Genomic DNA, 17,664 nt, shown 5'->3' with positions numbered 1-17,664 from the left:
ATTTTTCTCTGGAGGCAGATGAGAAGTAGCGTTGTGGCGTGACGCTCTCCCTGGCGGTCTCCCCGTGCCCCAACGACACCTTCGTGTTCCACGCGCTGATCCACGGGTTGGTGCCCGGCGCCCCGCCGGTGGACCTGACCTTCGCCGACGTCGACGTCACCAACACGGCGGCTCTCGACGGCCGGTTCGACCTGGTCAAGGTGAGTTACGCGGCACTGCCCTGGCTGCTCGGCGACTATGAGCTGCTGCCCTGCGGGGGCGCGCTCGGGCGTGGCTGTGGCCCACTGGTGCTGACCCGGGACCGCGCCGACCTCAACGGCGCGACCGTGGCGGTGCCCGGTGACCGCACCACGGCGTACCTTTTGTTCCGCCTCTGGGCCGCCGATCAGCGCCCGGCCCGGATCGAGGTCGTCCCGTTCCACGAGATCATGCCGGGGGTGGCCGAGGGCCGCTTCGACGCCGGCCTGGTGATCCACGAGGCCCGGTTCACCTATCCGAGGTACGGGCTGTCCGCCCTGGTCGACCTCGGCGAGTGGTGGGAGACCGACACCGGCCTGCCGATCCCGCTCGGCGCCATCCTCGCCAAGCGCGGCACGGTCGACCCGGCCGCCGCCACCGGGTGGATCCGCGAGTCGCTACGGCACGGCTGGCGCGACCCGGCCGCCAGCCAGGACTTCGTCCTCACCAACGCGCAGGAGATGGAGCCGACCGTGGTGAAACAGCACATCGAGCTGTATGTCAACGAATTCACCCTGGAGCTGGGCGAAGACGGACTCGCCGCCGCCGACGCCCTGCTCGGGCGCGCGGCGGCGGCGGGTCTGACGCCTGCGGTGCCGTCTTTCCGGTAGCGGAACCTAGATCTCGAACTCGCGGGCGACCGCGTGCACCAGCTGCGCGATCTTCAGCGAGGTCTTCTTGTCGGGGTAGCGCCCACGCTGCAACGACGGCTGCACCGTGCTCTCCAGCACCTTGATCATGTCTTCGATCATGCTGGCCAGCTCGTCCGCCGGGCGGCGGCGCAGCTCGGCCAGGGAGGGCGGCGCGTCCAGCAGCTTCACACCGAGGGCCTGTGCGCCCTTGCGGCTGTCGACGACGCCGAACTCGATCCGCTGTCCCGTCTTCAGCTCGGTGACCCCCGCCGGCAGCGATCCCTTGGGCAGGAAAACGTCACCACCCTCGTCACTGGTGACGAAACCGAATCCCTTCGTCGCGTCGTACCACTTCACTCGACCCGTGGGCACCGCTGACCTCAACTTCACTCAATGGACACAACCGCTCACGGCTAGGCTATCCAGAGGAGCGCTCGGACCCAACTGCAATCTCACTCAACAGTGCCGGGAATGTGGTGAGATCGGACAGAACGTGAGACGCCCCGGCCTCCCACAGCTCCCGCTCGGAACAGGGGCCGGTGAGCAGCCCGACCCCGGGGACGCCGGCGGTCCGGGCGGCCACCATGTCGGCCGCATGATCACCCACATACCACCGCACCCCGTGCTCCACCAGCGCGGACGCCTTGCCCTCGGCGAACAGGTCACCGGCCAGTTCGTCGGCCCGCAGACCCAGGTGGTCGAGGTGCAACCGGGCCAGCCGGCCCAGCTTCGAGGTCACCACCACGACCCGCAGCCCGGCCGCCCGCACCGCGGCGAGCGCCTCGACGGCGCCGGGCATGGGCCGGCTCGGGGTGACCGCGTGATCCGGATAGAGCCCCCGGAAGGAGGTCACCGCCTCCTCGACCGCCTCCTCCGCGAACCAGTGCCGCAGCTCGGTCCGCAACGGCGGGCCGAGCCGGGAGACCGCGAGGTCAGCGTCCACGTGCACACCGGTGAGAGCGGTGAGCGCCCGGTACGTCTCCCGGATGCCCGGCCGGGAGTCGATCAGGGTCATGTCCAGGTCGAAACCGACCGCACCACTCACGGGTGACGGCTGGCGGCCCGGTAGCTCAGGCTCTCCACCGGAAGCGGGAAGGTCTGGTCGTCGCCGAACGGTGACGGGGCGGCGGCACGGTCGGAGATGAGTTCGGACACGTGCAGCTTGCCCTTCATGTCCACGCCCCGCAGTCCGGCGACCTCGTTCGCCGGCGTCGACGAACCCGCGGTCTGTGCCTTCGCCACTTTCGGTCCTCCTCAGATCGAGGTCCGGCCACGCCCGGACCGGACACCATCGTCCCATGAACGTTAGCGTTGAAGACGATGGCCACCACATTCGCCGATCAACTACGGTCGCTGCCCGACGAAGCGCTGGGCGCGCTCATACAACTGCGCCCCGACCTCGTCGTCCCGGTGCCCGCCGACATCTCGGCCCTCGCCGTACGCGCACAGTCCCGTAACTCGGTCGCCCGCTGCCTGGACGGCCTCGACGAGTTCACGCTCCTCGTCCTCGACGCGGCTCGCCTGAGCCGGGCCGCCGACACCGCGCTGACCTCGGTCGACGCGATCCTGGCGCTGACCGAGGGCGTTCCCGGGGAGGACACCCGGGTCGCGATCGACCGGCTCCGGGTCCGCTTCCTGCTACACGGGCCGCCCGAGGCGCTACAGATCGTCGGCGCGGTCGACGAGGTCACCTCCCCCTACCCGGCCGGGCTCGGCCGACCCGCCGACTACCTGGACGCGCAGGCCGCCGCTCTCTGCGCCGACCGGGCCAAGCTGCGCCGCACCGTGCTGGCCGCGCCGCCCGGCGCCCGCGCCGTGCTGGACCGGCTGGCCGCGGGTCCCCCGATCGGGGCGCTCAACCGTGACTCCGTGGCCGAGCCGGTGAAATGGCTCGTCGAACAGCACGTGCTGGTCCCGGTCTCGGAGGCGGGCCGCGCCCCACGGCCGGACGGCGACCTGGTCGAGCTGCCCCGCGAGGTGGGCATGCTGCTGCGCCGCGACACCGGTCCGCTCGGTGTGCTGCGGCCGGTCGCGCCGGTACCGGACGGCCCGTCCCGTGACCCGCAGGCCGCCGACTCGGCCGGCGCCGGGCAGACCATGGAGGCGGTCCGCGCCACCGAGGCGATCCTCGAGGCCCTCGCCGTCGAACCCGCCGCCCTGCTGCGCACCGGCGGCCTCGGCGTCCGCGACCTGAAGCGGCTGGCCAGAGCGGCCGGCATCGACGAGGCGGGCGCCGCGCTGCTGATCGAGACGGCGTACGCGGCCGGTCTCCTCGGCGAGTCCGAAGCCGCCCCGGCCCGGGCCACCACGCCCGCGCAGGACGTGTTCCTGCCCACCGGGGCGTACGACCTGTGGCGCGCCACCGGAGTCGCCCACCGCTGGGCCGCCCTGGCCCGGTCCTGGCTCACCATGACCCGGCAGCCCGGACTCGTCGGCCGCCGCGACGAACGCGACCGGCCGGTCAACGCCCTCGCCCCGGACGCCGAACGCGCCGGCGCCCCACAGGCCCGCCGGGAGGCCCTCGGCACCCTCGCCGACCTGGAACCCGGCGCCGCACCCACGGTCGACGACCTGCTCGGGCTGCTGTCCTGGCAGAGCCCACGGCGTGCCCGCGGGCGGGAGGCGGCACACCGGGACGCGTACTCCGGCGCCGCCCTGCTCGGCGTCACCGGATTGGGGGCGCTCACGTCGTACGCCCGATTGCTGCTCGCCGATGGAGAGACGGACGGCGGCGACCCACTCGGGGTGCATCCGGAGGATGCCCATGCCGACGCGGTGCGCGCGCTGGACCGGCTGCTGCCCGCCCCGGTGGATCACGTGCTGGTGCAGGCCGATCTGACCGTGGTGGTGCCCGGCCCGCCCGAGCCGGAGCTGGCGGCGGAGCTGGACGTGCTGGCCGAGCCGGAGTCGGCCGGCGGCGCGAGCGTCTTCCGGGTCACCCCGGCCAGCATGCGACGCGCCCTCGACGTCGGCTATCAGGCCGCCGACCTGCACGAACTGTTCCGTCGCCGCTCCCGGACCCCGGTGCCGCAGACGCTGACCTACCTGATCGACGACGCGGCCCGCAGGCACGGCGGGCTGCGCAGCGGCTCGGCCGGCTCCTACCTGCGCAGCGACGACGAGGCACTGCTCGCCGAGGTGGCCGGCGACAAGCGGCTGACCACCCTCGACCTGCGCCGGATCGCGCCGACCGTGCTGGTCAGCCCACGCCCGGTGGCCCGGCTGCTGGGCGCCCTCCGCGAGGCCGGGTACGCACCGGTTGCCGAGGACGCCGGCGGTGCCACCGTGCTGACCAGGCCGAAAGCACGCCGGGCCCCCACCCGCAGCGCCCGCGCCCCCGAGACGACCGGCCCGGTGCTGATCGGTCCCCGGCTCGCCGGCGTGGTGGAACAGCTGCGGCGCGGCGACATCGCCACCCGCGCCGCGCGGCGCGCGCCGGTCACCGTGCGGGCCGCGCACGGCCACGCGGTGCCCGGCCTGACCGCCGTCCAGCAGCACACCCAGGCCATGGCGGTGCTCCAGCAGGCGGTCCGCGACAAGGCCCGGGTCTGGGTGGGCTACGTCGACTCGCACGGCGCGACCCTGTCCCGGCTGGTCCGCCCGGTCTCCCTGAGCGCCGGCTACCTACGGGCCGAGGACGAACGAGGCGAGAGCCTGCACACCTTCGCCCTGCACCGCATAACCGCGGCGGTCACCGAGGAGTAGGAGCTTTTGCCGGGTCGCGCGCCCCCGTATTGCGCACGACCCGGCACCAGTAACACGCGCCGGGGCGGCGGAACGTTGCAGTCGATTTCGAAGATCGTATTTTCTCTGCTCAGGCCCTCGTCATCCGCGTACCGCCGGACGCGTGGCACACTGGAGGGTCGGTTTTCCCCAGGTTCGGAGGCGTACAGGGTGAGCGGCGGACCACTGATCGTGCAGTCGGACAAGACCCTGCTCCTGGAGGTCGATCATCCGGACTCGCAGGCCTGCCGGATGGCGATCGCGCCGTTCGCCGAGCTGGAGCGGTCGCCGGAGCATGTTCACACGTACCGGCTGACCCCTCTCGGCCTGTGGAACAGCCGAGCCGCCGGGCACGACGCGGAGAGCGTGGTCGACGCGCTGATCAAGTTCTCCCGCTACCCGGTGCCGCACGCGCTGCTGGTCGACGTCGCCGAGACGATGGACCGGTACGGCCGTCTCCAACTGCTGAACGACCCGGTGCACGGCCTGGTCCTGCGCGGCCTCGACAAGATCGTGCTGATCGAGGTGGCCAAGTCGAAGAAGCTGGCCGGCATGCTCGGCGCCCGCCTCGACGACGAGACCATCACGGTGCACGGCTCCGAGCGCGGCCGCCTCAAGCAGGCGCTGCTCAAGCTGGGCTGGCCGGCCGAGGACCTGGCCGGCTACGTGGACGGCGAGGCGCACGCGATCGCCCTCAAGGAGGACGGCTGGACCCTGCGCTCCTACCAGCAGGAGGCGGTGGACGGGTTCTGGGCCGGCGGCTCGGGTGTCGTGGTGCTGCCCTGCGGCGCGGGCAAGACGCTGGTCGGCGCGGCCGCGATGGCGCAGGCGTCGGCGACGACCCTGATCCTGGTGACGAACACGGTGGCCGGCCGCCAGTGGAAGCGGGAGCTGCTGGCCCGCACCACGCTCACCGAGGAGGAGATCGGCGAGTACAGCGGCGAGCGCAAGGAGATCCGCCCGGTCACCATCGCGACGTACCAGGTGCTCACGTCACGCCGCGGCGGCACCTTCACCCATCTCGACCTGTTCGGCGCCCGTGACTGGGGCCTGGTCGTCTACGACGAGGTCCACCTCCTGCCCGCGCCGATCTTCCGCTTCACCGCGGACCTCCAGGCCCGGCGCCGCCTCGGCCTCACCGCGACTCTGGTACGCGAGGACGGTCGCGAAGGTGACGTGTTCTCGCTGATCGGCCCGAAACGCTACGACGCCCCGTGGAAGGACATCGAGGCCCAGGGCTGGATCGCCCCGGCCGAGTGCGTCGAAGTCCGGGTCACCCTCACCGAGGCGGAGCGGATGGCGTACGCGGTGACCGAGGCCGAGGAGCGTTATCGGGCCGCGGCCACCGCGCGTACCAAACTGCCGGTGGTGAAAGCCCTGGTGAAGAAGCACCCGGGCGAGCAGGTGCTGGTCATCGGCGGTTTCCTGGACCAGCTGCACGAGCTGGGCGAGTTCCTGGACGCCCCGATCGTGCAGGGCGCCACCACGAACAGGGAGCGGGAGCGGCTCTTCGACGCGTTCCGTGACGGTTCGCTTCGGACGCTGGTGCTGTCGAAGGTCGGCAACTTCTCGATCGACCTGCCCGAGGCGGCGGTGGCCATTCAGGTGTCCGGCACGTTCGGTTCCCGCCAGGAGGAGGCCCAGCGCCTGGGCCGGGTGCTGCGCCCCAAGGGCGACGGCCGCCAGGCCCACTTCTACACGGTCGTCTCCCGCGACACCATCGACACCGAGTACGCGGCCCATCGCCAGCGCTTCCTCGCCGAACAGGGCTACGCCTACACGATCGTCGACGCCGACGACGTCCTCGGCCCGCCCATCCCCAAGATCGACTGATCTATACACTTCCACGCGTGCATGTCACGGGTGAGTACCAGATCAGCTACCGCGCCTTCCGCCGGATCGTCCTGGAGAACCTCGGCTCGAAGCGCCACGTCTTGAGAATCAGCGGCGCCGTGATCCTGGTTTTCCTGGCCGTGACCGGTCTGGAGGGGCCGCGATCTGGGCCTGCTCTGCGGCGCCCTCGTCGGAGTCGCGTTCCCGGACGCGATCGCCTACGTGTTCTGGCATCAGCAGCGTCAGACGCAGGCCCACCCGGTCCGGTACGAGATCGACGAGACCGGGGTGCGCATCCAATCGGCACACAGCGACAGCCGGATCGCGTGGGCGGGCCTGACCTGGGTCAGGACCCGCCGTCACGCGTGGCTGCTGAAGAACGGCGTGGTCCAGTCGGCCATCCCCCGGGCCGCCTTCTCCCCGGAGGACCAGGCCGCCGTGGACGCCTTCCTCACGAAGGGCGCCGTCCGTATCAAGGCTTGACCGCTACCGTCACCCGGTTGACCAACCTGGCTGGACATCACACCTAGCTCAGCAGTGCCGCGATCAGGGCGATGGCCACGACTGTGATGACGATCACGTTGAGGGCCATCACCCCCCGGAAGCCGCTGGATTTCTGCTGGCCGGGCGCCCCGAGCTGACCTTTTGCGAAGGTGATGGTGGGTGCCATGTACTCCAGGCCCACCCCGGTCTCCGGAACGGTGAGATCGAGGGTGGCCCGGCCGGCCCGGAGGGGGAGGACGTACGGCACGTACACCTCGATGCGATGCGGGCCGGGTGCCATGCCGACCGGCCGTTTACCCCAGCCCGTACCGGCCTGCTCGACTCCGTCGACGAAGATCTTCGGCGAGGTCGCGGAGTAGAGGAACGACGACGACGGGTACCGCAGGTCGATGATCGAGGGGTTCATGTCCTAGCGCTTCCAAATCCGTGTGGGTGAGGTGGTCACGTTGCCGGCCTTGTCGTAGGCACGCAGCTGCACCTTGATCTTCTTGCCGTACTTCTTGGTGTTGATCGAGAACTTGTAGGCGGCCGCATAGTCCTTGGCGACCACCTTCCCGTTGATCAGCAGCTCGACCCGGGCGATGCCGTACTCCTCCGAGACCGACACCGCGACCTTGACCGTGCCCTTGACCTTCGCCCCGTTCTTCGGCGCCATGATCACGGTGAAGTAGGGCGCGTTGTTGTCCACGATGTAGCTCCGGCGGACCTCCGTGACGTTGCCCAGCCGGTCATAGATCTGCCAGAGGACTGTATTCCTGCCCTGCACGAACGGCATCGACACCCGGTACGGCGACTCCCGGACGCCCGCGAACGGCGCCGAATCTCCGCCGTAGTACACCTGTCCCCCGGAGATCCCGGAGGCGTCGGTGGCCTTGAACTCGGTCCAGATCTTCTCGCCGCGCACCAGGGCGCCCTGCGCCGGAGTCACCGCGGTGACGGTGGGCGCGGTGGCGTCAACCCGAACCTTGCGGGTCACCACGGTCACGTTGCCGACCGCGTCGAACACTCGGGCCTCGACGTCCGCGATCCGGCTGACGTTGCCGAAGTCGTATCTCGCGACCTGGCTGGTCGACCTGAGGGCCCCGTCGATCCACCACTCGATCCGGGCGACGTCCTTCGGGTCCCAGTAGGAGACCGCGATGACCCCCTCACCGGGACCGATGACCTCGGGGATCCAGTTCGTGCTGGCGTAGACGTCGGGCCCGACGCCGTCGATCTTGTAATCACGGCGGTACCCGAAACGGTTGCCGGCGTGATCCTCCACGGTGACGTACACGATGGCGGTCCGCTCCTGGCCCGTGTTGTCCCAGGTCAACGCCCATGGCGCCGCGGTCGCCGTGCTGATCACCCCCCACTCGGCCGCGAAACCGTAGGAGAGGGTGACTCGTGCGGTGTCGTCCGGAAGGCCCAGCGGGGTGATGGTGGCGACGCCGCCCAGCGTCACGGACTCATCCGGAGTGATCGAAGTCGCCGTCGGCGTCCGGAAGTCGGTGCGAACCCGCACGGTACGCGAGCCCATGTTCCCCGCCGGGTCCCAGGCACGGACGGTGACGTCCACGTCCGTGTTGTCGCCCACGGCCACACCCCCGATCCTGACCCGGCCGGACCACTTCCAGGTCTTGGGGTCCCACTCCCCGCTCGGTGGGAGGAAGCTGTTGACGAAGGCGCCGTTGACGAGGACATCGACCTTCACCACGCCGTTCTCGTCACTGAAGGCGGGCCGCAGGATCGTCTCCGTGCCGAGGAAACCGCCCTCGGGGAGACCGGTGGAGATGACGGTCGGAGGCGTGACGTCGGTGGCCGCGGCCGCCGGTCCGGCCAGCGAGATGATCAAAGAGCTGGAAAGCGCCGCGACGGCGGCGTGACGCAGCATGCCCACAGATGGCTCCCCGCTGAAAAAGAATGCGGGAGCACCCTACGTGCCAAGATCAAAACAGTCGACCTCTAAACGGGCACGATCGGTCCGGGATGAAGCATGTCGGCGAGCAGGTCGCCGTGTTCCTCGACGCGGTCCAGGGTTTCGGCCGCACCGCACTGCCAGGATGGGATCTCGCCCGTGGCCATGGCCATCACCTCGTCCCAGGTCAGGGGGGTCGAGGCGGTGGGTGTGGCGCCGGCCCGCAGGGAGTAGGGCGCGACCGTCGTCTTGAACGCGTTGTTCTGGCTCCAGTCGATGAAGATCTTGCCGGGGCGCAGCTGCCTGGCCATCTTCGCGGTGATCGAGCCGGGCACCACCTTCGCCAGCTCCTCGGCGACTCTTTTCGCGTAGCCGGAGATCACGTCGGAGGACTGGGTTCCGGAGATCGGGCAGCACAACTGCATGCCCTTCTTCCCGGACGTCTTGGGATAGGCGGTGATGCCGTCCGCGCCCAGCCGGTCGCGCATCAGCATGGCCACCGCGCAGCATTCGCGCAGGCCGGCCGGCACACCCGGGTCGAGGTCGACGACCAGCAGGTCCGGGTCGGCGCCGATCCGCCACTGCGGGGTGTGCAGTTCGATGGCGGCCAGATTGGCCAGCCAGACCAGGGTGGGCAGGTCGTCGACGACCACGAAGTCGATGGTCTCCCGGCTCTTCGTGGACCCGGGTACCGGCAGTCTTTCCAGGCGCACCCAGTCGGGGGTTCCGCCGGGTTTGTTCTTCTCGAAGAAGTGCGCCTCGTCGACCCCGTTGGGGTAGCGGATGCGGGTGACCGCCCGGTCCCGTAGGTGCGGCAGCAGCACCGGGGCCACCCGGGTGTAGTAGTCGATCACCTCGCCCTTGGTGAATCCGGCCGACGGGTACATGACCTTGTCCAGGTTCGAGAGTTCGAGGTCACGACCCTCGATGTGCACCAGGAACCGGTCACGAGGCATCGTCGGTGCACTCCTCCGGCTTCTTGTCGTCGCGCAGCCGCAGGAAGCGGGGGAACCGCAGGCGACGGTCGGGGGTCAGGTTGCCGTACCGGATCTCGGCCACGAGCTCCGGTCGTACCCAATGGGCGCCTTTGGAATCCTCCCGCGGCACCGCGCCGGCGGCGAAGGGTGAGTCCGTGGTGGCCAGCGGCGCCAGCCGCGAGAGAAGGTTCTTCTCGGCGGCGGCGCCGATGCCGCCGCCGACCCGGCCCCGGAATGCCAGCCCGTCCGGGGTGGGTACGCCGACCAGCAGCCCGCCGAGTTTGCGCACGCCGGGCCGCCAGCCGCCGATGACGTAGTCGCCGGTCCGGTCGAACTTGACCTTCACCCAGTCCGCGGAGCGCTGTCCGGGCAGGTAGACGGAGTCGGAGCGTTTGGCCATCACGCCCTCGAGATGGTTCTCCCGGGCGGCCGTCTCGGTGGCCGGGCCGTCGCCGAACGACGGTGGGACCATCCAGCGGGCGCCGGCCAGGTCGAGTTCCTCGAGGCGTTCGCGACGGGCCAGGTAGGGCAGTCCGGTGTAGTCCATGCCGTCGAGGAACAGCAGGTCGAAGATGAGGTAGGTGACCGGGAGGGTGGCCGCCAGCCGGGTCGCGCGGTTGCGGTCGCGGACGTGCATGCGCTCGGCCAGCGCCGTGAAGGACGGCCGCCCGGCCGCGTCGAGGACGACCATCTCGCCGTCGAGCAGGGTGCCGTCCGGCATGCTCAGGTCGGCGATCTCCGGGTAGGCGGCGGTGACCAGCGCTCCGGACCGCGCGTACAGGGCCGGTGGCCCGCCGCTGAACAGGGCCAGGACCCGGACGCCGTCCCACTTGAACTCGTAGCTCCAGTCCGGGCCCACCGGCAGCCGGCCCGCGGTCGCGAGCATCGGGGTGAGCGGTGATCCGGACACCCGATCACCATAGGCAAAAGCGTTCACCTTACGCAGGCGTCCCAGTGATGCCATTCTGAGGAACATGCGAGCGATCTGGAAAGGCGCTGTCTCATTCGGCCTGGTGTCGATTGCGGTCAAGCTGTATTCGGCGACCGAGGAGAAGGACATCCGCTTCCACCAGGTGCATCGCACCGACGGCGGGCGGATCAAGTACCAGCGCACCTGCTCGGTGGACGGTGAGGTGGTCAGCTATGACGACATCGCCAAGGGGTACGACATCGGCGGCGGCGAAATGGTGATCTTGACGGATGAGGATTTCGCCGACCTGCCGTTGAGCACGTCGCGAGCCATTGACGTCCTGGAATTCGTCCCGGCCGAGCAGATCGACCCGATCCTGTTCGCCAAGGCGTATTACCTGGAGCCGGAGGGGCAGGCCGCGAAGCCGTACGTGCTGCTGCGCGACGCCCTGCGGGACGCCGACCGGGTGGCCATCGTCAAGATCGCGATCCGGCAGCGCGAGCAGCTCGCCACCCTGCGGGTCCGCGACGACGTGCTGGTGCTCAACACCATGATGTGGCCGGACGAGGTGCGCACGCCCGAGTTCGGCTTCCTCGACGACGACATCGAGACCCGTCCGGCCGAGCTGGCGATGGCGAGTTCGCTGATCGACTCGATGGCCGGCAGCTTCAAGCCGGACGAGTTCACCGACAACTACCGGACCGCGTTGCAGGAGGTCATCGACGCCAAGGTGGAGGGCCGCGAGGTGGTTCAGCCGGAGGAGGCCGAGGAGGCGCCGGCCGCGGCGATCGATCTGATGGCGGCGCTCAAGGCCTCCGTCGAACGCGCGCGCCAGGCCCGTGGTGAGGATCAAAAGCCTTCCGGGGGTACGGGCGAAGCGTCCCCGCCCGCGAAAAAGGCGGCCGCGCCCCGGAAGAAGGCGGCTCCCGCCAAGAAGGCCGCCCCGGCCAAGAGCACGACCGCGAGGAAGACCACGTCCGCCGCGAAGGCCACGAAGAAGTCCGCATGACTAGGCTCCTCCCATGGGTGATGTATGTGAGGTGGCCCGATGGCGTTGACGTGGGCGGAGTCCTACCTGGGGCGGGTGCGGGCGAGCATCGGCGACTCCGACACGATCTTCTTCGTCGGCGCCCGGACGGTCGTGCTGGACGAGCAGGGCCGGCTGCTGCTGATCCAGCGGTCGGACAACCACCGGTGGGCGATTCCGGCCGGCGCCATGGAACTCGGCGAGAGCATGGCGGAGTGCGCCGTCCGCGAGCTGTGGGAGGAGACCGGTCTGCGGGCCACGTCTCTGACGCCGTACGCGTTCTACACCGCGTACACCTACACCAACGAGTACCGGCACACGTACCAGCAGGTTTTGATGTCCTTCGTCGTGCACTCCTGGGAGGGCGAGCTGCTGCGGCAGACCGAGGAGAGCGTGGACGCCGGCTTCTTCCCGCTCGACGCGCTGCCCGGGCAGAAGTCGTTCGTGATCGACGAGGCGCTGGCCGACCTCGCCACCTTCCAGAAGACCGGCATCCTGGTGATGAAGTAAGGGTGGCCTAAATCGCGATGCGGTCTCCTGCTCGCTGGGGCAGGATGGCGCTTCGTGAGCACCAAGCGCCGCCGGCTGAGCCTGGATCTGTCCCCGTTACGCACGTCCCGGGACTTCCGGCTCGTCTTCACCGGCGGGGTGGTGACGGCTTTCGGGTCGTTCATCAGCTATGTCACCATTCCGTACCAGGTGGCGGAGCTGACCAAGAACCCACTCATGGTGGGCCTGATCGGCGTCTGCGAGCTGCTGCCCCTGCTGATCATGTCGTTCGTCGGCGGCGCGCTGGCCGACTACATCGACCGCCGCCTGCTGGTCCGCGGCAGTGAGTTCGCGCTCGCCCTGATCTGCGGCATCCTGCTGGTCAACTCGCTCTCCGACGAGCCGCACCTGTGGCTGCTCTACGTGGCGGCGTTCCTGACCGCCGCGGTGGCCGGCCTGCAACGTCCCGCCCTGGACGCGATGCTCCCCCGGCTCGTGAAGCCGGAGGAACTGCCGGCCGTCATGTCGCTGCACTCGCTCGGCATGCAGTTCGCCCAGCTCTTCGGCATGCCGCTGGCCGGGATCCTGCTGGCCAGCTTCGACCTGGCCTGGGTGTACGCGTTCGACCTGCTGACCTTCGCCGTCTCGCTGATCTGCCTGACCCTGGTGAAGGCGGTCCCGCCGCCGGTGGCCGCCGACCGCCCGTCGCTGAGCAGCGTGGTCACCGGCCTGAAGTACGCGAAGTCCCGCCCCGAGCTGCTCGGCACCTATCTGGTCGACATCAACGCCATGTTCTTCGGCATGCCGTCCGCGCTCTACCCGTTCCTGGCCCAGAGCCTGGGCGGTCCCAAGGTGCTGGGCCTGCTGTACGCCGCACCCGCGGTCGGGTCGCTGATCGCCACGGTCGGCTCCGGCTGGACCGCCCGGGTGCACCGGCACGGCCTCATGGTGCTGATCGCGGCCGCGTTCTGGGGTGTCGGCATCATCGGTGTCGGCCTCTCCGGCACCCTCTGGCTGACCCTGTTCTGCCTGGCCTTCGCGGGTGCGGCGGACATGGTCTCCGGCCTGTTCCGCATGATCATCTGGAACCAAACCATCCCCGACCACCTGCGCGGACGGCTGGCCGGCATCGAGATGCTGTCGTACACCACCGGCCCGTTGCTGGGTCAGCTCCGGGCCGGCGCGATGGCCCGCACCGGCCTGGGGGTGACCGGCTCCATCTGGATGGGTGGCGTCCTGTGCGTGGCCGGCACCGTGGCCCTGGCCGCCGCCCTGCCGAGGTTCGTCAAGTACAACGGCAGGGACGGCATGGCCCTGAAGAAGGCCGCGGACGAGGAGTGGGTGGCCACCGCCGACGCCCGCACCGGGCGATGAGCTACTTGACCTTGACCGCGTCGAACCTGGTCTGCGGCTGCCGGATGCTGCTGCCGGCGTAGACGACCATCCACGTACCGGACTTGGTGGCCTTGAACTTCTTGCTGTACTTGCCACCGGCGCCGGTCGTGGTCTGCCCCTTGTACGTGTAGCTCTTGGCGCCGCTGGCCTTGAAGTAGAACCGCAGCACCGCGCCCTTGAGGCCGTACTTCGCGCCGTACCCCACCGGGTCGGCCTTGAGGACGCCCTTGTGGGTCAGCGCGCTGTTCTTCTTGACCGGCTCCGGGGTCGCGTCGTAGGTCAGCGAGGTCGGCCGCTTCACGTAGAACGTGTCGACCCGCTCCACGACGTGATCGACCAGGTCGTCACCGAACCACTCCAGCTCGGTACGGATGGTGTACCGGCCGGGTCCGTCCAGGCCGCCGCAGATGAAGACATAGTCCGTCAGGTAGGCGTAATCGCCGCTGCGTATGGTGTACCGGCCGGGTCCGTCCAGGCCGCCGCAGATGAAGACATAGTCCGTCAGGTAGGCGTAATCGCCGCTGCGTGAGGCCTGTTTCGGAAACAGGAAGTCGACCGCGTCGCCGTCCGGTCCCATGACGTCCGCGGAGACGCTGACGTAGTCGTCCTCGGCCACCGGGTCGTAGACCTTGAAGGTCACCTTCACCCGGTTGGCGCAGCCCGCGTCCCCGTCGAGCACCACGGTGCCGGTCGACAGCGTGACGCCGGCGAGCGCGGGCGCGGCCTGCGCCGGCGAGGCGGCCAGCGCCACGGTGGTGAGCCCGGTGAAAACGGCCAGAGCCGCCGCGGCGCAGCGGCGGGCAAGTGACTTACGCATGGATTCCTCTCCCCCAACGAACGGACGGTTCCGTCTCGTTGTCACGCGAGAGCATCCTCCATGCACCCGGCCGTCACTTTCCAGACGAGGAGCACACTTCTGGCCTTCGGTACGTACAACCACTGGCCGAACAGTCAGACCGAAAGAGCCGAGACGACTTTGCCGCTTTCCAGGCGTCAGTAGTTCCGGTTGCCGACCGCGGCCCGGGCGAACGCGGGCGCCCGGCCGTTGGCGACCTCACCGGCGAACCACGCGCCGAACCCGGCCAGCACCAGGGCGAGCAACTCGACGGCGAACAGCCCACCGCTCACCACCCGGTCCGGCTCCCGCACCCGCAGCATCGCGATGACCGCGAAGACCACCAGCACGCCCACGCTGAGCAGACCGTGCAGCACACCGAGGCGGCGGTCCCGGGCACGCCGGGCGAACACGACGTCCACGGCGCCGGCGACCATCACGAGGGTGCCACCGATCAGGCCGGCCACGATGTTCCAGTACGCCAGGGCACCCAGGATGTTAGGGCCGCCCAGCAAGTCGGCGATATCGAACAAAACCGCCATAACGAACAGGCCGAGCGGGAACATCACCAGAATCGGCTGCACCGCCTGGCCCGCGACATTCAACCGGGTCTCCATCAGGTCTTCGCCTTCCCACCTGCGGGAATACAGGTTCGTCTCGACGTCCGGAGTTGGCCTACCCGGTGTTTTCGACGGGCAAACGCCTTGGTGTCCCATGATGAAGCAGACGAACCCGCACTGAGCGGCTTGTTCGCAATCTGCGACATGGCAGGTTGAGTCATGGCGGACTGCTGGGTGGCGTGCTTCACTGCAATGAGAGCAAGGGCGGAGTTGGAGGGAGAGACAAGCAACGGCACCCGGCGGCAAACGGGTGCCGTTGTCCGCCTCTGAGCCTTCGTTCGTTGCGACTCGAGCGAGGCGGGAAAGAGTCTCGCGCCATTGATGGCTCCGCTCGTTCCCTCCTCGCAAGAAACAGCGATGAGGAGTTCGCCATGCGCACACGGATCTACTATCGCGGTCCCGACGCCCTGGTGTCCGACGATCAGTTCGTCTGGCACCCCCATTCCGCGCCGCAAGTGTTCGCCATCTCCGATCTGCGCAACGTCGGCCTCGTTCAGGCGCCCTCACGCATCCGCCCGTACGCTCCGGCGCTCGCCGCGGGCGCCCTCGCGGCCGCGGTCGCCGGCTGGACGCTGCTACCGGATCCGGCGATCTACGTTCTCGTCTTCCTCGGACTGGCGGTACCCGGCGTAGCCATGCTCTGGCGCGAGCCAGGCCGCTGGGAGTTGCACGCGCAGTACCGCGGCACGGCCGTCGTGCTCTACTGCTCCGCCGACGCGAGAGTCTTCAATCAGGTGAGCCGGGCCCTGCGCCGCGCCATGGAGGACACCCGGCGGACACCCTGGGGTTATGGGCTCGCAGCCGCCTGACCTGCGCTTTCGCGAGGATCTCTCGGGTGATGTTGCTTTTTGATCAAAACCGCCCCTGACAGCCGTCGTTCTGATAGGACAGTACTAGGATGTTCCGCGACCTCGCTGGTTGCCAGGTGGCAGACAGCCAGGTCGCAGGCCGAGACTTCACCACTACCCAGCGTCACTCCACTTCGACGATGAAGGACTCATGACCGAGGGTGACTCGCCGACCATCGCCCGCCGGCGCGTACGTCTCGCGCTCCGCGAAGCGCGCGAGCAAGCCGGGCTCACCCAAAATCAGGTCGCCGAAGAGATGGAGTGGTCGCACAGCAAGGTCATCAGAATCGAGCGGGGCGATGTCAGCATCTCCGCGAACGATCTGAAACCGCTGTTGCACTACCTCGGAATCAAGGACAAGGCGATCGTCACGGAGTTGCTCGCCGATGCCCGCCTCGCCCGCACGCGCCAGCGAAAAGCGTGGTACCAGGCCCCGGAATTCCGCGACACCCTCACCGATGACCTGCGTAAACTGATCGAGTACGAGAATGAGGCCGCGGAGATCCGCTCCTACTCGATCTATTACATACCTGGCCCTCTGCAGACACGCGACTACGCGACCGCACTGATGGCCCGGTACGAGGACGAGCTGAGCGAAGACCAGCGCAGGTGGCGGGTCGAGGCCCGAACGAAACGTCGCGAAACACTGCTCGGCCGCGCCGGGGACGTGCAGATACTGCTGATGGTCGACGAGTCCGTGCTGCGCCGCGCGGTCGGTGGGCCGGCCGTCTTCGCGGATCAACTGCGCGACCTGAAGCAGCATGCCGAGGACGGTTCGGTCCGGGTCCGGATGGTGCCGTTCTCGCTCGACGCCTCGGTCACCAACAACGCCAGCTTCGACCTGCTCGTGCTCGGTGGCGGCGAGGTGCTGTACCGGGAGACCGGCTTGACTGACGAAATGGTCGAGGACCAGGAGATGGCCGCGAAACACCGCGCGCGATACGACCGGGTCTGGCAGGAGGCCGCGGATGAAGCGGACACGATCCAATTCATCGAACGGCGGATCAAAGAGCTGGAACGCGCCGATACGGACCGGCCGTCCCGGTAGACGATTTTGAAACCACGAGCATGATTCCTTTGAAAGGTCCCCAATGCAGAACGAGATGAACGTGCCCGCCTGGCGCAAGAGCAGCCGGTGCGGCACGTCGACGTGCGTCGAGGTCGCGAAGGTGAACGACCAGTACCTGATCCGCGACTCGAAGGACCCCGAGGCCGCCCCGCTCAGCTTCGACCAGAGCGAGTGGGACGCCTTCGTGGAGGGTGTGGCCGCGGGCGAGTTCCGCTTCTGAAGTCGTCGGCCCGCCCGCTCTGCATCTCACGTTCTTGCAGAGCGGGCCGGTCAAAACTATTCGCAAAATATCTTTATCCCAATAAATTGGCGCCGCATATCTCGCATTCCGTGAGATAAGCGGCATTTTCTCTTTTTCATTCATGTACGTGCTCAGCCGAGTCCGGTTCATTCGCATACCGTGGATTCCGAACCGTCACGGAGGTGCACACACATGATCAAACCGACGGAAGAGCCACGGTGGCGCCGGAGTGGGCGATGTGCGACCGGCACCTGTGTCGAGGTGGCCAGGATCGGGAACCGGTTCCTGATCCGTGACAGCAAGGACCTCGGTGCCACGCCCCTCGACTTCACGAAGGAGGAGTGGGACGCGTTCGTGGCCGGAGTCAAGGCCGGAGACTTCGGTTTCGACGAATGACTCACCTTCCACCGGTGTGTCCGGATGCCGC

General features: G+C 68.8%; 20 protein-coding genes. 11 read left to right on the top strand and 9 right to left on the bottom strand.

Annotation, left to right across the window (positions count from 1 at the left end; all coding sequences use genetic code 11):
- The first annotated feature begins 38 nt into the window (after nucleotides 1–38).
- On the top strand, nucleotides 39–848 hold the full coding sequence (locus IEZ13_RS34690; protein WP_183225335.1) for a 1,4-dihydroxy-6-naphtoate synthase: 810 nt from the start codon (nucleotides 39–41) through the stop codon (nucleotides 846–848).
- A gap of 6 nt (nucleotides 849–854) precedes the next feature.
- On the opposite strand, the gene IEZ13_RS34685 is transcribed toward IEZ13_RS34690, so the two are convergent.
- The 3 genes from IEZ13_RS34685 to IEZ13_RS34675 are packed head-to-tail and all read right to left on the bottom strand — an operon-like array spanning nucleotide 855 to nucleotide 2,111.
- Nucleotides 855–1,241, bottom strand: a complete 387-nt coding sequence (locus IEZ13_RS34685; protein WP_183225336.1) for a cold-shock protein — start codon at nucleotides 1,239–1,241, stop codon at nucleotides 855–857.
- A gap of 46 nt (nucleotides 1,242–1,287) precedes the next feature.
- The gene (locus IEZ13_RS34680) at nucleotides 1,288–1,914 is read right to left on the bottom strand and encodes an HAD family hydrolase (RefSeq protein WP_268240176.1); all 627 of its coding nucleotides are present in this window, start codon (nucleotides 1,912–1,914) and stop codon (nucleotides 1,288–1,290) included.
- The gene (locus IEZ13_RS34675; protein WP_183225337.1) at nucleotides 1,911–2,111 is read right to left on the bottom strand and encodes a hypothetical protein; all 201 of its coding nucleotides are present in this window, start codon (nucleotides 2,109–2,111) and stop codon (nucleotides 1,911–1,913) included. The genes IEZ13_RS34680 and IEZ13_RS34675 overlap by 4 nt, the downstream gene beginning before the upstream one ends.
- A gap of 78 nt (nucleotides 2,112–2,189) precedes the next feature.
- On the opposite strand from IEZ13_RS34675, the gene IEZ13_RS34670 reads away from it, so the two are divergent.
- The 3 genes from IEZ13_RS34670 (at nucleotide 2,190) to IEZ13_RS34660 (ending at nucleotide 6,908) form a co-directional block, all read left to right on the top strand.
- The gene (locus IEZ13_RS34670; protein ID WP_183225338.1) at nucleotides 2,190–4,574 is read left to right on the top strand and encodes a helicase-associated domain-containing protein; all 2,385 of its coding nucleotides are present in this window, start codon (nucleotides 2,190–2,192) and stop codon (nucleotides 4,572–4,574) included.
- A 189-nt stretch (nucleotides 4,575–4,763) separates the two neighbouring features.
- Nucleotides 4,764–6,425 (top strand): DNA repair helicase XPB, encoded by a 1,662-nt coding sequence (locus tag IEZ13_RS34665; RefSeq protein WP_183225339.1) that lies wholly within the window; start codon nucleotides 4,764–4,766, stop codon nucleotides 6,423–6,425.
- 222 nt (nucleotides 6,426–6,647) lie between these two features.
- Nucleotides 6,648–6,908, top strand: coding sequence for a YcxB family protein (locus tag IEZ13_RS34660; protein WP_183225340.1), 261 nt, complete (start codon nucleotides 6,648–6,650; stop codon nucleotides 6,906–6,908).
- 43 nt (nucleotides 6,909–6,951) lie between these two features.
- Here IEZ13_RS34660 and IEZ13_RS47030 read toward each other — a convergent pair whose 3' ends face one another.
- From IEZ13_RS47030 to ligD (IEZ13_RS34640), 4 genes are all read right to left on the bottom strand, one after another.
- Entirely contained in the window at nucleotides 6,952–7,335 is a 384-nt protein-coding gene (locus IEZ13_RS47030) for a hypothetical protein (protein ID WP_229795402.1), read from the bottom strand.
- A gap of 3 nt (nucleotides 7,336–7,338) precedes the next feature.
- A complete protein-coding gene (locus IEZ13_RS34650; protein ID WP_229795422.1) occupies nucleotides 7,339–8,802 on the bottom strand; it encodes an Ig-like domain-containing protein in 1,464 nt (487 codons plus the stop codon).
- 71 nt (nucleotides 8,803–8,873) lie between these two features.
- Nucleotides 8,874–9,782: a non-homologous end-joining DNA ligase gene (ligD, locus tag IEZ13_RS34645; protein WP_183225342.1), complete on the bottom strand. Its 909-nt coding sequence runs from the start codon at nucleotides 9,780–9,782 to the stop codon at nucleotides 8,874–8,876.
- Nucleotides 9,772–10,713, bottom strand: a complete 942-nt coding sequence (ligD, locus tag IEZ13_RS34640) for a non-homologous end-joining DNA ligase (protein ID WP_479722567.1) — start codon at nucleotides 10,711–10,713, stop codon at nucleotides 9,772–9,774. The genes ligD (IEZ13_RS34645) and ligD (IEZ13_RS34640) overlap by 11 nt, the downstream gene beginning before the upstream one ends.
- Nucleotides 10,714–10,777: 64 nt before the next feature.
- On the opposite strand from ligD (IEZ13_RS34640), the gene ku reads away from it, so the two are divergent.
- The 3 genes from ku to IEZ13_RS34625 are packed head-to-tail and all read left to right on the top strand — an operon-like array spanning nucleotide 10,778 to nucleotide 13,603.
- A complete protein-coding gene (ku, locus tag IEZ13_RS34635) occupies nucleotides 10,778–11,722 on the top strand; it encodes a non-homologous end joining protein Ku (protein WP_183225343.1) in 945 nt (314 codons plus the stop codon).
- Nucleotides 11,723–11,761: 39 nt separating this feature from the next.
- Nucleotides 11,762–12,250 (top strand): NUDIX domain-containing protein, encoded by a 489-nt coding sequence (locus tag IEZ13_RS34630; RefSeq protein ID WP_183225344.1) that lies wholly within the window; start codon nucleotides 11,762–11,764, stop codon nucleotides 12,248–12,250.
- A 54-nt stretch (nucleotides 12,251–12,304) separates the two neighbouring features.
- Nucleotides 12,305–13,603, top strand: coding sequence for an MFS transporter (locus IEZ13_RS34625; RefSeq protein WP_183225345.1), 1,299 nt, complete (start codon nucleotides 12,305–12,307; stop codon nucleotides 13,601–13,603).
- Nucleotide 13,604: 1 nt separating this feature from the next.
- Here the strand turns inward: IEZ13_RS34625 and IEZ13_RS34620 are convergent, their stop codons facing one another.
- Nucleotides 13,605–14,441, bottom strand: coding sequence for a hypothetical protein (locus tag IEZ13_RS34620; RefSeq protein WP_183225346.1), 837 nt, complete (start codon nucleotides 14,439–14,441; stop codon nucleotides 13,605–13,607).
- 176 nt (nucleotides 14,442–14,617) lie between these two features.
- Nucleotides 14,618–15,076, bottom strand: a complete 459-nt coding sequence (locus IEZ13_RS34615) for a DUF2231 domain-containing protein (protein ID WP_183225347.1) — start codon at nucleotides 15,074–15,076, stop codon at nucleotides 14,618–14,620.
- A gap of 374 nt (nucleotides 15,077–15,450) precedes the next feature.
- Here IEZ13_RS34615 and IEZ13_RS34610 point away from each other — a divergent pair, with 374 nt between their 5' ends.
- The 4 genes from IEZ13_RS34610 to IEZ13_RS34595 all read left to right on the top strand — a co-directional run bounded on the left by IEZ13_RS34610 (nucleotide 15,451) and on the right by IEZ13_RS34595 (nucleotide 17,633).
- A complete protein-coding gene (locus IEZ13_RS34610) occupies nucleotides 15,451–15,888 on the top strand; it encodes a DUF6232 family protein (protein ID WP_183225348.1) in 438 nt (145 codons plus the stop codon).
- A gap of 190 nt (nucleotides 15,889–16,078) precedes the next feature.
- Complete coding sequence (locus IEZ13_RS34605; protein ID WP_183225349.1) at nucleotides 16,079–16,975, top strand: helix-turn-helix domain-containing protein; 897 nt, start codon at nucleotides 16,079–16,081, stop codon at nucleotides 16,973–16,975.
- A gap of 43 nt (nucleotides 16,976–17,018) precedes the next feature.
- Nucleotides 17,019–17,216 (top strand): DUF397 domain-containing protein, encoded by a 198-nt coding sequence (locus IEZ13_RS34600; protein WP_183225350.1) that lies wholly within the window; start codon nucleotides 17,019–17,021, stop codon nucleotides 17,214–17,216.
- A gap of 213 nt (nucleotides 17,217–17,429) precedes the next feature.
- The gene (locus IEZ13_RS34595; protein ID WP_183225351.1) at nucleotides 17,430–17,633 is read left to right on the top strand and encodes a DUF397 domain-containing protein; all 204 of its coding nucleotides are present in this window, start codon (nucleotides 17,430–17,432) and stop codon (nucleotides 17,631–17,633) included.
- The last annotated feature ends 31 nt before the right edge of the window (nucleotides 17,634–17,664 follow it).

It is taken from the genome of Actinoplanes campanulatus (assembly GCF_014647795.1).
Classification (GTDB): Bacteria; Actinomycetota; Actinomycetes; order Mycobacteriales; family Micromonosporaceae; genus Actinoplanes; species Actinoplanes campanulatus.
Note: the sequence above shows the minus strand (reverse complement) of the source record. Positions and strands in the feature narration are given on the sequence as shown.

Coding starts and splice junctions, on each gene's coding strand:
- IEZ13_RS34670 (WP_183225338.1), top strand. CDS start 2,190: ATGGCCACCACATTCGCCGATCAACTACGGTCGCTGCCCGACGAAGCG.
- IEZ13_RS47030 (WP_229795402.1), bottom strand. CDS start 7,335: ATGAACCCCTCGATCATCGACCTGCGGTACCCGTCGTCGTCGTTCCTC.
- IEZ13_RS34650 (WP_229795422.1), bottom strand. CDS start 8,802: ATGCTGCGTCACGCCGCCGTCGCGGCGCTTTCCAGCTCTTTGATCATC.
- ligD (WP_183225342.1), bottom strand. CDS start 9,782: ATGCCTCGTGACCGGTTCCTGGTGCACATCGAGGGTCGTGACCTCGAA.
- ku (WP_183225343.1), top strand. CDS start 10,778: ATGCGAGCGATCTGGAAAGGCGCTGTCTCATTCGGCCTGGTGTCGATT.
- IEZ13_RS34630 (WP_183225344.1), top strand. CDS start 11,762: ATGGCGTTGACGTGGGCGGAGTCCTACCTGGGGCGGGTGCGGGCGAGC.
- IEZ13_RS34620 (WP_183225346.1), bottom strand. CDS start 14,441: ATGCGTAAGTCACTTGCCCGCCGCTGCGCCGCGGCGGCTCTGGCCGTT.
- IEZ13_RS34615 (WP_183225347.1), bottom strand. CDS start 15,076: ATGGAGACCCGGTTGAATGTCGCGGGCCAGGCGGTGCAGCCGATTCTG.
- IEZ13_RS34610 (WP_183225348.1), top strand. CDS start 15,451: ATGCGCACACGGATCTACTATCGCGGTCCCGACGCCCTGGTGTCCGAC.
- IEZ13_RS34605 (WP_183225349.1), top strand. CDS start 16,079: ATGACCGAGGGTGACTCGCCGACCATCGCCCGCCGGCGCGTACGTCTC.
- IEZ13_RS34600 (WP_183225350.1), top strand. CDS start 17,019: ATGCAGAACGAGATGAACGTGCCCGCCTGGCGCAAGAGCAGCCGGTGC.
- IEZ13_RS34595 (WP_183225351.1), top strand. CDS start 17,430: ATGATCAAACCGACGGAAGAGCCACGGTGGCGCCGGAGTGGGCGATGT.